Annotated in this window: 11 protein-coding genes and 1 other annotated feature; of the genes, 1 reads left to right on the top strand and 10 read right to left on the bottom strand. The window is 28.6% G+C overall.

The features are described 5' to 3' along the window. Positions 1-480: 480 nt before the first annotated feature. On the top strand, positions 481-1,263 hold the full coding sequence (locus ACK2WN_RS04930) for a peptidylprolyl isomerase (protein WP_300529680.1): 783 nt from the start codon (positions 481-483) through the stop codon (positions 1,261-1,263). A gap of 245 nt (positions 1,264-1,508) precedes the next feature. Here the strand turns inward: ACK2WN_RS04930 and ACK2WN_RS04925 are convergent, their stop codons facing one another. The 10 genes from ACK2WN_RS04925 to ACK2WN_RS04880 form a co-directional block, all read right to left on the bottom strand. Continuing rightward, a complete protein-coding gene (locus tag ACK2WN_RS04925; protein ID WP_416154977.1) occupies positions 1,509-2,366 on the bottom strand; it encodes a DegV family protein in 858 nt (285 codons plus the stop codon). 164 nt (positions 2,367-2,530) lie between these two features. After that, positions 2,531-3,196 carry an amino acid ABC transporter ATP-binding protein gene (locus ACK2WN_RS04920; protein ID WP_330000317.1) on the bottom strand — a complete coding sequence of 222 codons (666 nt, stop codon included), beginning with the start codon at positions 3,194-3,196 and terminating at the stop codon, positions 2,531-2,533. 57 nt (positions 3,197-3,253) lie between these two features. Beyond that, the gene (locus ACK2WN_RS04915; RefSeq protein WP_040410219.1) at positions 3,254-3,865 is read right to left on the bottom strand and encodes an amino acid ABC transporter permease; all 612 of its coding nucleotides are present in this window, start codon (positions 3,863-3,865) and stop codon (positions 3,254-3,256) included. Positions 3,866-3,971: 106 nt separating this feature from the next. Beyond that, positions 3,972-4,703, bottom strand: a complete 732-nt coding sequence (locus tag ACK2WN_RS04910; protein WP_416154988.1) for an amino acid ABC transporter substrate-binding protein — start codon at positions 4,701-4,703, stop codon at positions 3,972-3,974. Positions 4,704-4,901: 198 nt separating this feature from the next. Then, positions 4,902-5,158, bottom strand: a binding site (T-box leader). Between the two features lie 133 nt (positions 5,159-5,291). Continuing rightward, complete coding sequence (locus tag ACK2WN_RS04905; protein ID WP_300529689.1) at positions 5,292-6,596, bottom strand: hypothetical protein; 1,305 nt, start codon at positions 6,594-6,596, stop codon at positions 5,292-5,294. Between the two features lie 236 nt (positions 6,597-6,832). Then, positions 6,833-7,543: an ABC transporter ATP-binding protein gene (locus tag ACK2WN_RS04900; protein ID WP_201416996.1), complete on the bottom strand. Its 711-nt coding sequence runs from the start codon at positions 7,541-7,543 to the stop codon at positions 6,833-6,835. Positions 7,544-7,670: 127 nt separating this feature from the next. Next, the gene (locus ACK2WN_RS04895) at positions 7,671-10,280 is read right to left on the bottom strand and encodes an ABC transporter permease (RefSeq protein ID WP_416154976.1); all 2,610 of its coding nucleotides are present in this window, start codon (positions 10,278-10,280) and stop codon (positions 7,671-7,673) included. Positions 10,281-10,839: 559 nt separating this feature from the next. Further along, positions 10,840-13,443, bottom strand: coding sequence for an ABC transporter permease (locus tag ACK2WN_RS04890; protein ID WP_416154975.1), 2,604 nt, complete (start codon positions 13,441-13,443; stop codon positions 10,840-10,842). Positions 13,444-13,538: 95 nt separating this feature from the next. Further along, positions 13,539-13,706, bottom strand: a complete 168-nt coding sequence (locus tag ACK2WN_RS04885) for a hypothetical protein (protein ID WP_201416995.1) — start codon at positions 13,704-13,706, stop codon at positions 13,539-13,541. A 272-nt stretch (positions 13,707-13,978) separates the two neighbouring features. Continuing rightward, positions 13,979-16,588, bottom strand: coding sequence for an ABC transporter permease (locus ACK2WN_RS04880; protein WP_416154974.1), 2,610 nt, complete (start codon positions 16,586-16,588; stop codon positions 13,979-13,981). Positions 16,589-16,697 lie beyond the last annotated feature (109 nt).

Below are 16,697 nucleotides of genomic sequence, written 5' to 3'. Positions count from 1 at the left end.
TTACTAACACTGTGCTTTTGGCCAATTATGTGGTACAAATGGAATGTTATTTCCAGTAGAAAATTAGAATACATATTATTTTTAAGCTATTTTCTATTTGCCGGAATATATTTTATACTTTTTGTAATTAGATTTTTCAAGGCTGATGAAGAGAAAAAATCATCTATGATGTTTTATTACAGAGCTAGTACCATTGTAGCCTTTGTTGTTTCACTTTTCAGTTTTGTGCTATTCCCTAAAAACATACCTATTTTCTACTTTAAAATATTCTCTATATGCGTTTATTTGTACTTTTCTTATAGAGAAGTTTTCAAGAAAAAGAATGATGAAGGTGTCGTAGGAATTATGTCATTTTTACTATTGTTAGCACTCACTATCTTCTACTAACAATTTTATTTTATTAGTTAGACAAAATCATTTTTTTCTGTTATCATTAGAGATAGAAATAAATTTTATTTAAAGAAAGAAGGAAAATTTATCATGGAAAGAAAAGTATTAGCCACTATAAATGGTAGAGAAATATCTAACATAGACTTAGATAACGCTGTAAAATCAATGCATCCACAGCAGCAGATGCGGTTCCAGAGTGAAGAAGGTAAAAAAAGATTATTAGAAGACCTTGTAAACCAGGAATTATTCTACTTAGAAGCAAAAGACAACAAAGTTGATGAAACTGAAGAATTCAAAGCTTTAATGGAACAGGTAACTATAAACATGTTAAAACAGCATGCTTTAAATCAGTTATTCATGGCTGCTATGCCAACAGAAGAAGAAGCTAAAGCTTACTACGATGAACATCAGGATGAATTCAAAGTTGACGAAATGGCTAAAGCTAGACATATACTTATAAAAGCTGACGATGAAGCTGCTTTCGAAGCTGCTGAAAAAAGAGCTAAAGAAATAGCTGAAGAAATAAAAGCTGGAGAAAAAACATTTGAACAGGCTGCTATGGACTACTCTGATTGCCCATCTAACATGCAGGGTGGAGATCTTGGTTTATTCGGAAAAGGACAGATGGTTCCTGAATTCGAAGAAGCAGTATTCAGCATGAACGAAGGTGAATTATCTGAACCAGTTAAAACTTCATTCGGATATCACTTAATAAAAGTTGAAGAACGTCACGAAGCTGGTGTATCTAAATTCGAAGAAGTAAAAGACGAAATACTAGGTAAATTAGCTCAGATAAAACAGCTAAAAGCTTACGAAGACAAAGTTGCTGAATTAAGAGAAAAATATGCTAATGCATACACTTTAAATGACTAATTAAAAAGCAAACTCAAAGACTGTTGCAAAAATTGCAACAGTCTTTTTTATTTTTCAAGTATCCCATTTAAATACAGTTTGATTTGTATATTTCTTAAAAACAAGTAAACAAACTGAGGGCATGAGATATAACTGCTTTATAACGACAATACTGCAAACGCCCCACAACCGCTAAATGTGTTACATAAACGGTGTGGGGCGTTGAAGCCTGGAGCACAGAGTAGTTATACTCATGCCCTTACTTTTTAATTTTCTTTTAAGAAATATCCAAATCCTACTGTCCCATCTCCACAGTGACTAGCTATTGTGCATCCAACGCTGTATTCATGGAATTTAGTTATTCCTGTTCTTTTTGTAAGCTGTTCTTTTATACCTTCTAATTCTTTTTCACTACCTGTTATAGCAGCTACATGAATCTCATCATTGTATATTCTATCTTTATCTCTTTCAGCTTCTTCAAGCATCATTTCTATAGCTTTTTTCTTACCTCTAGTCTTTTTCCAAACATTAAGACCTTCTGTAGTCATTTCTATTATAGGCTTAACTCCAAAAGTGCTACCTAATATAAACTGCATTCCACTACATCTTCCACCTTTATAAAGATAATCTAACTTATCCATTGTGAAGAATAATTTGTAGTGATGAAGAACTTTTTCTATCTCAGCTATTGTGTCTTCAACAGAATTTCCTTCTTCTAATAAATTATAAGTGTTTCTAACTAATCCACCTATTGCTCCACATAGATTTAAAGAGTCTATTATATGTATGTTTTCGTTATTATCGAACATATTCTTTGCTATCATAGCATTTGCAACTGTAGAAGATAATTTTGAAGAAAGTCCTATGTATATTATAGTATCTCCTTTTTCTACATACGGCTCAAATGCTGCGTAGAATTCTGCTGGAGAAGGAGATGCTGTCTTAGGTAGTTCTCCTGTCTTCTTCACTGTTTCTAATATTTCTTTTGTAGTTATATCTATACCTTCTTTGTATACTTCCTCACCAAAGTTTATTGTTAGAGGAATTATACCTATATTCATTCTATTTACCTCTTCTATAGGTAAGTCGCAAGTACTATCTGAAAATATTTTTATTCCTTCCATTACGTCCTCCCATTATATAGTCTATTTTTATAGTCCATATCTAATTTTATAGGAAATGAATATTTTATTCAATTCTTTTTAGCTTCAAATGTTAAATTTAAGCCGTTCAACCGACAAAAAAAGAGAGAAATAACAACCGCTACCTCTCCCTTATTTTTTATATTTTATTTATTATTATTTTTTACTTCTTTTATAATTCCCGCTTCTAACCTAATTATCTTATCAGCTATTACATCACAGAATCCAATATCATGAGTAACTATTATTATAGCCATTCCGTTTTCTTTTAATTTTTTTATAACATCTATTACATTTTGTATAGACTCAGGATCTAGTGCTGAAGTAGGTTCATCAAAACATATTACATCTGGTTTTAATGCACAAGCTCTAGCTATTGCAACTCTCTGTTGTTGACCACCTGATAGTTGGAAAGGATAATTATCGCCTTTGTCTGCTAGGTCTACCATTTTTAAAAGATCATTTGCCTTTTTCAAAGCTTCTTCTTTATTCTCTCCAAATACATTTACAGGAGCTTCTATTATATTTTCTATAACTGTCATGTGAGGAAATAGGTTGAAGTTTTGAAATACCATTCCAATTTTCCCTCTTACTTTCTTCATGTCGTTGTTATTTTTAATAGACTCTCCATTTAACACAAGCTCTCCAGAATCAAAATCTTCTAATCCATTTATACATCTCATAAGAGTTGTTTTACCTGCTCCAGATTTTCCAACTACAACAGCTATCTCTCCGTCCTTTACATCAAATGAAATATCTTTTAAAACTTCTGTATCTTTAAATTTTTTCTTTAAATTTATAACCTCTATCATTTTGCATTCCTCCTAGTTGAAATTAAGCTCTAAACCGTAAGTTCAATATCAAAACTCTTAATTATAGTAAGAATATCTCTTTTCAAGTTTTTCAAATACTTTTGTAAGAATTGCTATGAATACTAAGTAGATTAAACCTGCCCATGCAAGTGGCATTAAGCTTCCTTCTCTGTTCATCGCTATCTGAGATATTCTTAATATATCGTTTAGACCTAATATGTATACAAGAGAAGTATCTTTTACAAGTGTTATTACTTCATTTGATACAGGCGCTAATACTCTTTTTACAACCTGAGGAAGTATTATTCTTTTATACATTGAAACTTTATCAAATCCTAAAACATAAGCTGCTTCGTACTGACCTTTGTCTATTGATTGTATTCCCCCTCTAAATATCTCTGCAAAATACGCTGTATAATTGAAGAAGAATGCAACCGCTCCTGCTGTAAATCTATCAAATGTTATTCCTATAAGTGGAAGCCCATAGAATATAACTATCATCTGAAGAAGAAGTGGAGTACCTCTCATTATAAGTATATAAAAAGATGTCACCTTTCTTATTATTACGTTTTTTGAAATTCTTAAAAGAGCTACTCCAATCCCAGCTGGAATTGAAAGTACTAATGTTATTGCAAATAGCGCTACGACTATTTTTATACCTTCTATCATAATTCTCATTCTCCTTCACTGCTTTATTTCCTTAATTAATCAATAAATCTATTCCCTTTATTTTATATAATTTGCTTCTATATTTAACTATTCCCTTAAATGTATCTTATTTGAACCATTTTGCATATATTTCGTCAAATGTTCCATCATCTTTTATTTCTTTTAATGTATCATTTACCTTATCTCTTAATTCTGTGTTGTCTTTTGCAAATGCTACTACATAATCTTCTAATCCGAAGTTTTCTTCTAGTACTTTATATTTATCTTCACCTTTCTGTGACATATAGTATCTTATTAAAACTTCATCTCCTGCTACTGCTGAAGTTCTTCCTATCTCTAAGTCTCTAAGAGCTTTATCATAAGTATCGTAAAGAACTGGTGCTCCACCTTTTAGTGAACTTACAAACTCTGTATCTGCTTCTACTGCAGCCTGAGCTGTTGATTCCTGCTGAGTTCCTACTTCTTTTCCTGCTAAATCAGCTTTCTTATTTATATTTGAATCCGCCATTGTAACTATTATCTGTTTGTTCTGAAGATATGGATCTGAATAAGAAACTATTTTCTTTCTTTCTGGGCTTAATGAATATCCATTCCATAAAACATCCACGTTACCACTGTTTAACTCTGTTTCTTTCATTGACCAATCTATTGGCTGGAACTCTACTTCCATTCCCAATCTTTTAAATGTTTCTTTTGCTAAATCAACGTCAAATCCTACTGTATTTCCATCTTCATCTAAAAATCCCATAGGTACAAATGTGTTGTCAAATCCTACGATTACCTTGTTATCTGCACTTCCACTATCTTTTGATGAACAAGCTGTCATCCCTAATACCATTACCATTGCTGCAAATACTACCATCACTTTTCTTAATAATTTTTTCATTTTCGTTTCCTCCTGTAATTATATTTTTTATTCTTGCAGTTATGCAAATATTCAGAAAACCTTTCTTGTGATAATTCTCAGATTTAACTCCACTTTCATTCAAGCAGTTTCTATTTTTAGGTAAATAAAAACTCCCGCACTCTAGCTAAGCTAGAGGACGGGAGTATTAATTCCGTGGTTCCACCTCTCTTCACTAGTACCTCACGATACTAGCCTCATAGAGTACAGTCTTATTAAAAGACGATACCCTTGTACGATAACGGGTACTACCGTAGCAGCCTACATGAACTTTCTTTCTCGGTGCTATGCTCTGAGATGTGTTCGATAATTAGTTCTTGATTTCTCACACCAACCGAAATCTCTCTGAAAAGACTTTACTATCTACTATTTTTCTTCTTCGCTTTATCTGATTATTTACTCTGCTTTGTTATGTTTATTATTCTATACCAGAATAAAAATAAAGTCAACATATTTTTTGAACTTTTAAAATAATTGACTTTATTTTTACATCATCTTTCATTTTTAAATCTTTTTGTAAATTTAATTCCACGGAACAACTTCTACTTCTCCAAAAGACCTTTCTTTTAGTCTGTTTGAATACTCTCCCTTGTACCCAATTATATATAATATCGCCAATTCTATATAATGAATACCTATTACAAGTATATTCCAAATATCTTCAGCAGATAAAAATACCTTGTTTCTTCTCTTACTTGGATGGACAATCTTATTTCTGTAATAACTTATAAGATCTATACCATCTGCAAATTCTTCTCTTATTTCATCCGAGAAAATCTCCATCTCATCTCCTCCAAATGGAATATTGCAGATTTGAAGTAACATCCTTATATTTTTAGAAGCTGAATTCTTATCAAACTCTGTATCTGTAAGCGTCTTAGTTTTTTCCACTAATACGACATAAGATAGCGACTCTAGCGCTATTTGAACAGATATTATATCATTATCCATAGTTAAGTTATTTAAAGACTCTATATACCAATCTACAGCATTTTTAATAGCTGGACCATAGTAGAAATCCTCCAATCTCCTACACATAAGAGATAAATACTTTTCATAATTTCTATAATTTGTAAGCGTATCTGTCCAAGTAGGTAAAAATGTAAACGGCGTTACCATTCCACTATTCCAAGCTCTGTAAACCTCGTTTTCATCCTGATATCCCCTTATACCTGAAAAAGATACATATCTTCCACAAGCAAAACTAAAGGCTGTACAAATCCTATCTAAAAGCCCCATTATATTATTTGTCTTAAACAATGTCCCATCTTTCTTTCTTATCCTACCTACATGAGTTGTAACTGTACCTGATTTTTCGATAAGCTCTTCGTAAAACTCTCTTCTGTAGTCGTACCTTTTATCAATCGTTATTAAATATCCATTTAGCTCAAACTCTAATCTACCTGCAAATACTTTTTCTTTTGTCTTTATAAGCTTTCCGGGTATTTTATCTATATTTAATAAATCAAAATCTATATAGCTTACATAAGAATTTTTAGACTTTATACAATCATTGTTAATATATCCCTCTACTGATGTTTCGTTTATTCTTCTTATTGTCGCCGATGAAAGTTTGTATCCATGTATCTCTAAAACAGCATCGTCCAAACTGCACTCTTCTAAACTATCATCTGCTGTCGATACTATTCTAGCTTTAAATGTTATCGCTGATGGAGAAGATGGTTTTAAAAATATCTTTCCATTACATTTATATTTTTTATCTAAATATACACAAAATCTTCCATCATAGACTACGATATCTTCATTGATTCCATATTCCATATTAGGGGACAATATCGCATCATTTACTGATTTCAAATTTATCACTCCTCGTATAATATGTTTAAATTAAGGATTACACCCTTACTTTTTCTTTATTTCATATATATTTAATTATATATTATCACTTATTTTTTTTAAAGTCGTTAAACTAATTTAAGCTACTTAATAATTACTGACTTATACTCTCTGATAGAGATTTTAAACTAAAAAATGGGCGAAGGAAGTTATTTTCCTCGCCCATTTTTCAGTTTTTACAAACTTTTTATTCTATGTTTTGAATACTATTTATTTTCCTTTAAATCATTTGTATCCTTTATTATCTTTCCATCGCTTATAGTTATTATTCTATCAGCAGTTTCAGCTATTTCTTGATTGTGTGTTATCATAACCAATGTCCGTTTAAATTCCTTTACTGTATCACTTAAAAGATCCATAACCTCTTGAGTAGTCTTTGAATCTAGATTACCAGTTGGTTCATCGGCAAATATTATAGCAGGTTTGTTTGAAAGTGCTCTAGCTATTGCAACCCTCTGCTGCTGCCCTCCTGATAACTCATTTGGGAATTTTTTTATCTGATCTGTAAGTCCCACAGCTTTTATTATCCTATCTATATATGCTTTATCCTCTTTTCCACCATCTAAAAGTATTGGTAGTACAATATTATCGTATACATTTATTACTGGTATAAGATTGAAGCTCTGGAATATAAATCCAAATTTTTTACGTCTTATTTTTGATAGTTCGTTATCATTGTAATCATATAGACTTTTTGTTCCAAGCTTTACTTCTCCACTTGTTGGTTTGTCTAATCCTGCCATACAATGAAGTAATGTACTCTTTCCAGAACCAGAAGCTCCGATTATAGAAGTAAATTTCCCTTTTTCTATTTTTAAATCAATTCCATCTACAGCTCTAACAAGACTTTCATCTTTACCATAGTATTTTTTTAAATTACAAACTTCTAAGCTTTCCACTAAATTTAAATCTTTCATAACGGATTTTCCTTTCTATATAAGTATTGTTGATATATATATATCTATATGTTTAAATTATCACTTTAAATATTTAAAAACAATAGATTTGGTCTGAACGGTAGGAAAAACGTCCTGAATGGTAAGTTTATGAATCTATATCTCTCATACCATCTGATATTTCTTTATTCTTAAAATCTCTATTAGCTAATTTTACTGCTATTATACAAGTAGCTAATGTAACAACAGCGAATATTATCGCTTGTGGATATGGGAATGTAAAGTCCATAAAATGTTCTATTCCAAAGTTTGTATATGCATTATTGTTCCACTCAACAAATTTGAAAAGTGCATATGTAGCTAATCCTATTCCAGATACTACACTCAATAAAGCATATGTCATTGATTCCCACATATTCATTTTATTCATATCCTTAGCAGACATTCCCAATGCTCTCATTGTAAACATTTCTTTTCTTCTTTCTAGAAGGTTTGATTTAACTGTACAGAATATACTTATAGCTGCAATCATAAGCACTAGGATTATATTTATAACACTTTCTCTAAATATATTTTTAGTTTCTTGCTTTTGAATATTAACAAATCCTGTTTTTAAAGTTATACTTCCAGGTATATTTTGTGTTACATATTCTTCTACTTTGCTATTTGCTTCTATATTTTCCATATCTTTATAATCTACAGCAAGATTATTATATGCCTTAAATCCTAAAAGTTCTTTCATATTATCTTCAGATGTTATAACCTCAAACTTATATGGCATTTTTGCATCACCATAAGATTGCCAATCCGGTTTAAGAACAGCAGCAACTCTTACCTTAACATCTCTTTTTTCTATTTTATCTCCATTATGGTATTTTACACTAATATCGATTATATCCCCTTGTTTTAAATCTTTAAATATCTTTTTCTGAGTATGAGTTTTAATCATATCATAAAAACTATTGTACACAGCCACATTTATATATCCATCAGTTTTTGTTTCTAACTCTTTAGCAGTTTTTCCATCTAGCATATATGGTTCAACATATTTCTTTAATCCTTGATTATCATAAAATCTAATATAATTTTCAGATTCTATTTTTTTATCACCTTCTAAACCATAGTAATCTATAAATGCTTTTTCAATATTTTTCTTATCTGTCACAAATGTTGTAGTTGCATCGTATGTAGGTTTAACCCCTTTTACTCCATCCATATTTTTTATTTTATCTATTTTATTATCTTCTATTCTAAATCTTTCTTCATCGTTTGCAATTCCACCACATACTGTTATATCATTTTTATAGTATATTCTTCTTATTTTATCATTTAATTCATCCTGCATATCAGAAAAAGTATACATTATTAAATATCCACAAAGTGTTATTGTAAGTATTGATACAAGAGTTCTAGTTTTTTTAATCCAAAGATTTCTAATTCCCATATATCTAAATATTCCAAGCTTATCTTGGATAAACTTACCTATTTTAGATTGTTTTTCTTTTCTTTTGTGTTTTGTAGAATTGGAGATAGCTTCCATACATCCTACTCTACCAATTTTGATAACTGGAACTATTGTAGCCAATATTATCGCTAATACTGATACTTTTACAGTTTTCATAATTACATCTTGATCAATATGTACGCTAGGACTAATTCCTACTGCATCTAATACCATATCTTTAAATGTAACTAATCCTAATTTTGTTATACCAAGTCCTAATACAATCCCTATAATTGTACCAAATACAGCAAGAAGTACAGATTGATACACAACCATAAATCTTATGTCCCTTTTTCTTGCTCCAATAAGTCTTAACATACTTATCTCTCTAAGATATTCACTCCAGATTATATTCATCATATTAAATACTAAAAGTATAACTGTTATTATTAAAACTATATTATTTGGATTTATCTCTTTTACACTTTTTAAATCATTAATAGACATTAATTCTGATATATAATTTGAATTTGGATTTATAGTCATTCTTCCTAGGCTATAGTCATTTACTAATTGTTCCATTTTATTACTGGCAACTAGTTCATTTCCTTTAAACCTAAGTATGATATCATATGTTAATGCTTCTTTTGGTATTATGCTCTGTCCATTAAAATCTCCATATGTATAAGCTATACCTCTCTTTTGTTCAGCTCCAACATCTGTACTACTCATATTTTTTATATCTTTGTAAGTTCTTTTTACTACTCCAACTACCTTAAATGTTTTATTTTCTAAGTATAATTTTTTCTCACCACTAGGTAGAGTATATTCTTTTCTAAGTTCTAAAGATATTGTCTGACCTATTGGATCTCCAACTATTTCAAAATTTTTTATACTTTCCTCGTCTAGTATTATTTCATTATTATTTTTAGGTTCATTTCCTTTTAGTACCTGTGCTTTTCTCTCAAAATAATTCTTATGATTATCATTTTCTCCATTAAATGATTTTAATTCTCCTATTGTTCCATTGTCTTTATTTGTTAAAAATCCTAAGTTTTGTACAGTATCCCTGTATCCCACTCTATTATCATTTGCTACTTTTTCTAATTTATCTTTACTAATATCTACGTATTCACTATGATAATCGCCGTAAGCTAGTTTAAAGGCTTCCATTCTATTATATGTTTGAGAAACTTTAATCATATCTATTGAAATCATAAATGCAACTGTAGCTATTACCATTATGAACATCATTAAAGTTCTTGATTTGTTCTTTTTCATATATAAAGCCGATAGTTTTCTATATATTTTCATAACATTTCACTCCTTTCCTTTTTAATCTTTATATAAATTTAATTATTTATATAAAAAGGAGATTAAATTTAATCTCCTTTTTATACAATTGTTATTTAATTTTTTATTTTAATACTTTACTATCTAATATTTAGCTGACTGATATGGTGTTTGGTTTCCACCAACTAAACAATCTATACAGCAATCATATCTACAAGACCGGTTTTGACTATTTTTACAAGGATTTGACTGCATTTCTATTTCTTTAAGTTCTATCTTTTCCTATATTTTTATTTTTTTGCTTTCTTTTAATTCAGGCATTTTTTATTCCTCCTAAGTTTTTATATTTATATAAATACTAAACTAAAATATAATTTCAAATAGTATCCTCTGCCAAATCCCATTATTTTTTTTATTTTCTTCTGTGTACAGGCTGCTATTATCAATTTATTTAATTCAGTTAATATATCATAGTTAAGAAGTTTTTTCTTTAAGTTTCTTGTCTTTAAAATAACATTATCTTTAACTAAAAACAATAGATTTGGTCTGAACGGTAGGAAAAACGTCCCGAATGGTAAGTTTATGAATCTATATCTCTCATACCATCTGATATTTCTTTATTCTTAAAATCTCTGTTTGCTAATTTTACTGCTATTATACAAGTAGCTAATGTAACAACAGCGAATATTATCGCCTGTGGATATGGGAATGTAAAGTCCATAAAATGTTCTATACCAAAGTTTGTATATGCGTTATTGTTCCACTCAACAAATTTGAAAAGTGCATATGTAGCTAATCCTATTCCAGATAATACACTCAATAAAGCATATGTCATTGATTCCCACATATTCATTCTACTCATATCCTTAGCAGACATTCCCAATGCTCTCATTGTAAATATCTCTTTTCTTCTTTCTAGAAGGTTTGATTTAACTGTACAGAATATACTTATCGCTGCTATCATAAGTATTAGTGTTATATTTATCATACTTTCTCTAAATATATTTTTATTTGCTTGTTTTTGATCATTATAAAAACTTTCTTTTAAAATAACAGCACCTGGTATATTTTTTCTTGCATATTTTTCTATTTTTCTATTTTCTGCTAAATTATCAATATCTTTATAATCTACAGTAAGATTATTATATGCTTTAAATCCTAATAACTCTTTCATACTATCTTCAGATGTTATAACTTCAAATTTATCTGGAGAAAGAGAATCTCCATAAGATTGCCAGTCATCTTTAAGAATAGCTCCTACTCTAACTTTTACATTTCTTTTTTCTATTTTATCTCCATTATGATAATTTACACCTATATCAATGATATCCCCTACCTTTAAATTTTTATATATACTGTGGTAAGTATTTGTTTTTGTAACATCGTAAAAACTATTAAATACAGCTACATTTATATATCCATCTGTTTTTCCTAATATATCTTTAGATTTTTTTCCTTCCAACATATATGGTTCTACTTTTTCTTGTATATCTTCATTATCCAAAAATCTAAGATAACTTTCAAATTCAACTTTTTCACTTTCTTTTATTCCATAATAATCCATAAAAATTTTGTTTATATTATTTTTTTCTTCAATAAATGTAGTATCTGCATTAAAAGAAGCGCTTGTTTTTTTAATGCCATCTATACTTTTTATTTTTTCTATTTTGTCATCAGAGATTTTAAACGCCTCTACATCATTAGAAATTCCTGGTTTAAATTCCATATCATATTTATAGTATATTCTTCTTATTTTATCATCTACTTCACCTTGCATACTTGAAAAAGTATATATTATTAGATATCCACAAAGTGAAATGGTTAGAATTGATACAAGGGTTCTTGTTTTTTTAAGCCAAAGATTTCTAACTCCCATATATCTGTATATTCCTAATCTATTTTGAATAAAGTTTCCTACTTTTGATTGTTTTCCTTTATTTTTAGTTTTTAAAGAGTTTGTTACTGCTTCTATACATCCAACTCTTCCTATTTTTATAACCGGAATTATTGTAGCTAACACTATTGCTAATACTGATATAGTGATTGTTTTTGATATTACATCTAAGTCTATATGCATTTTAGGTTTTAATTGGGCTAATTCTAGTGTTGTATCTTTAAATACATTTATTCCTATTTCTGTAATACCTAACCCAACAATTATTCCTACTGTAGTTCCTATTATAGCAAGTAAAGTTGATTGATATACTACCATTAATCTTATATCTCTTTTTCTTGCTCCAATAAGTCTTAACATACTTATTTCTCTTAGATATTCACCCCAAATTATATTTAACATATTAAATACTAAAAGTATGACTGTTAATATTAAAATTAAATTATTCTTATTAATATTTTCTAAATCTCTTAAATCATTTATTGAATACATTGCTGATAAGTAATTACCGTTTGGATTTACAGACATTCTGCCTAATTTCAAATCCATCATTAAATATTCTATTTTTTTACCAGCTAATAATTCATTTCCTGTAAATCTAAGTATTACATCATATGTTATTGCTTCTTTGGGTATTATATTTTTTCCTCTAAAATCACCATATGTATAACTTATTCCTCTTTCTTGTTCAACTTTTCCAGCAAGACTACTATTTAATCCCTTATACTCTCTTTCTACAATTCCAACAACCTTGAATTTTTTATTTTCAGAGTATAATCTTTCCTCTCCATTAGGAAGATTATACTTTTTTCTAAGTTCAAAAGAAATTGTCTTTCCTATAGGATTTTCTGATACACCTAAATTCTTAGCACTTTCTTCATCTAGGACTATTTCATTATTATCTTTAGGTTTATTTCCTTTAAGAATCTGACCTTTTCTATCAAAATAATTCTTTGAATTATCATTTTCTCCATTAAATGATTTTAATTCTACTCTTGTTCCATTTTCTTTATTTATTAAAAATCCTAAGTTTTGTACATTGTCCCTGTATCCTACTCTATCATCATTTTCTACCTTTTCTAACTTTTCTTTACTAATATCTACATGTTCAACATGATAATCTCCGTATGCTTTTTTATATGCTTCAACCTTATTATATGCTTGAGAAATTTTAATCATATCTATAGATAACATAAATGCTACTGTTGCTATTACTATTGCAAACATCATAACTGTTCTTGATTTATTCTTCTTCATATATAAAAGAGATAATTTTCTGTATATTCTCATAATACAATTCCCCCTTTCTTTTATATTTTGATAAAATAGGGAGATTAAAACTTAATCTCCCTATTGGTTATTTATTTTTTATTCAATTTATTTTATTACATTTTTGGTGATAGATATGCACTGCCATCATAACAATCTCTACAGCAATCATATCTGCAATTTTGACCATTATTATTTTTACAAGGATCTGCCTGCATTTCTATTTCTTTTAATTCTATCTTTTCCTCTATTTTTATTTTTTTACTTTCTTTTACTTCAGACATTTTTCGTTCCTCCTATTTTTTAATTATTTTATATATAAATCTGAACTAAATTAGAATATCAAATAGTATCCTCTACCAAATATTTTTTATTTTTTCTTTTGTTTTGTGTGCAGGCTGCTATTTTCAATCTTTTCAATTCAGTTAATATATCCAATTTAAGAATTTGTTATCTTTAATCTTCTTCCCTTTTCTTGTCTTTAAAATAACATTCTAATTAACTAAAAACAATAGATTTGTCCTGAATGGTAGGAAAAACGTCCTGAATGGTAAGTTTATGAATCTATATCTCTCATACCATCTGATATTTCTTTATTCTTGAAATCTCTATTCGCTAATTTTACTGCTATTATACAAGTAGCTAGTGTAACAACTGCAAATATTATCGCCTGTGGATATGGGAATGTAAAGTCCATAAAATGCTCTATACCAAAGTTTGTATATGCATTATTGTTCCACTCAACATATTTTACAAGTTTGTATGTTGCTAAGGCTATTCCAGATACTATACTTAATACTGCATATGTTATTGCTTCGAACATATTCATACTATTCATATCTTTAGCAGACATTCCTAAAGCTCTCATTGTAAATATCTCTTTTCTTCTTTCCATTAAGTTAGATTTAACTGTACAGAATATACTTATTGCTGCAATCATAAGTACTAAAGTTATGTTTATCATGCTTTTTCTGAACACTTCTTTTTTAGAATTATTCTGAATATTGGCAAAACCTACTTTTAAAGCTATACTTCCTGGTATATTTTGTGTTATATATTCTTCTACTTTACGATTTGCTTTTTCATTTTCAAAACTTTCATAATCTACAGTCAAGTTATTATATGCTTTAAATCCTAAAAGTTCTTTCATATTATCTTCAGATGTTATAACCTCAAATTTATATGGCATTAGTGCATCACCATAAGACATCCAATCAGGTTCTAAAATAGCTGCTACTCTTACTTTTACATTTTTCTTTTCTATTTTATCTCCATTATGGTATTTTACACCAATATCGATTATATCCCCTTGTTTTAAATCTTTAAATATCTTTTTCTGAGTACTAGTTTTTATCATATCATAAAAACTATTGTAAACAGCCACATTTATATATCCATCAGTTTTTGTTTCTAATTCTTCAGCAGTCTTTCCATCTAGCATATATGGTTCAACATATTTCTTTAATCCTTGATTACTATAAAATCTAAGATGATTTTCACATTCTACTTTTTTGTCACCTTCTAAACCGTAATAATCTATAAATGCTTTTTCAACATTTTTCTTATCTGCTACAAATGTAGATGTCGCATTATATGATGGATTTACTACTTTTACTCCATCCATCTTTCTTATTTTTTCTATTTTTTCATCCGGTATTTTGTATGTTTCTGGGTCATTTGCTATACCTATAGAAGTTTCTACATCATATTTATAATATATTGTTCTTATCTTATCATTTACCTCTTCTTCTATACTAGAAAAAGTATACATTATTAAATATCCACAAAGTGTTATTGTAAGTATTGATACAAGAGTTCTAGTCTTTTTAATCCAAAGATTTCTAATTCCCATATATCTAAATATTCCGAATTTATCTTGAATAAACTTTCCTATTTTAGATTGCTTTTCTCTTTTTTTGTGTTTTGTAGAGTTAGATATAGCTTCCATACATCCTACTCTACCAATTCTAATAACTGGAATTATTGTAGCTAATACTATTGCAAATATAGATATATTTGCTGTTTTCATAATTACATCTTTATCAATGTGTAGATTAGGACTAATTCCTATCTCGTTCAATAAAGGATCTTTAAAAATAATTAATCCTAATTTTGTTATACCAATCCCTAATACAATTCCTATAATTGTTCCAAATACTGCAAGAAGTATAGATTGATATACTACCATAAATCTTATATCTCTTTTCCTTGCTCCAATAAGTCTTAGCATACTTATTTCTCTAAGATATTCACTCCATATTATATTCATCATATTAAATACTAAAAGTATAACTGTTATTATCAAAACTATATTATTTTGATTTATCTCTTTTACACTTTTTAAATCATTAATAGAAAATAATTCTGATAAATAATTTGAATTTGCATTTATTGTTAGTCTTCCAAGATTGTAATCATTTACTAATTTATCTACTTTATTACTAGCAACCAATTCATTTCCTTTAAATCTAAGTATAATATCATATGTTAATGCTTCCTGTGGTATTATACTTTTCCCTTCAAAATCTCCGTATGTATAAGAAATTCCTCTTTTTTGCTCAGCACCTGTACTTGAACTACTTATAGTCCTTGCTTCTTTATACGTCCTTTTTACTGTTCCAACTACTTTAAAACTCTTATTTTCTGAATATAACTTTTTCTCACCACTTGGTAGAGTGTATTCTTTTCTAAGCTCAAAAGATATTGTCTTTCCTATTGGGTTACCTGATACTCCCAAATTTTTAGCACTTTCTTCATCTAATACTATTTCGCCGTTATTTTTAGGCTTTCTTCCTTCCAACACCTGTGCCTTTCTATCAAAGAAATTCATAGGATTATCATTTTCTCCATTAAATGATTTTAATTCTACTCTTGTTCCATTTTCTTTATTTATTAAAAATCCTAAGTTTTGTACATTGTCCTTGTATCCTACTCTATTATCATTTTCTACCTTTTCTAACTTTTCTTTGCTAATATCTACATACTCACAATGATAATCTCCATAAGACTTTTTAAATGCTTCCATTCTATTATATGTTTGAGATACTTCAATCATATCCATAGAAATCATAAATGCAACTGTAGCTATTACCATGATAAACATCATCAAAGTTCTTGATTTGTTCTTCTTCATATATAAAGAAGATAATTTTCTATATATTTTCATAACAATCACTCTCCTTTTTTATAAAATAACATTTTTAAAATTCATAAACAATAGATTTTGACGAGTGGTATTAAATATGGAGTGAATGGCAATCTTTTTATCTTTACAA

It is taken from the genome of Peptacetobacter sp. AB800 (genome assembly GCF_047807365.1).
Taxonomy (GTDB): domain Bacteria; phylum Bacillota; class Clostridia; order Peptostreptococcales; family Peptostreptococcaceae; genus Peptacetobacter.
This window is presented reverse-complemented; position numbering and strand designations above follow the sequence as displayed.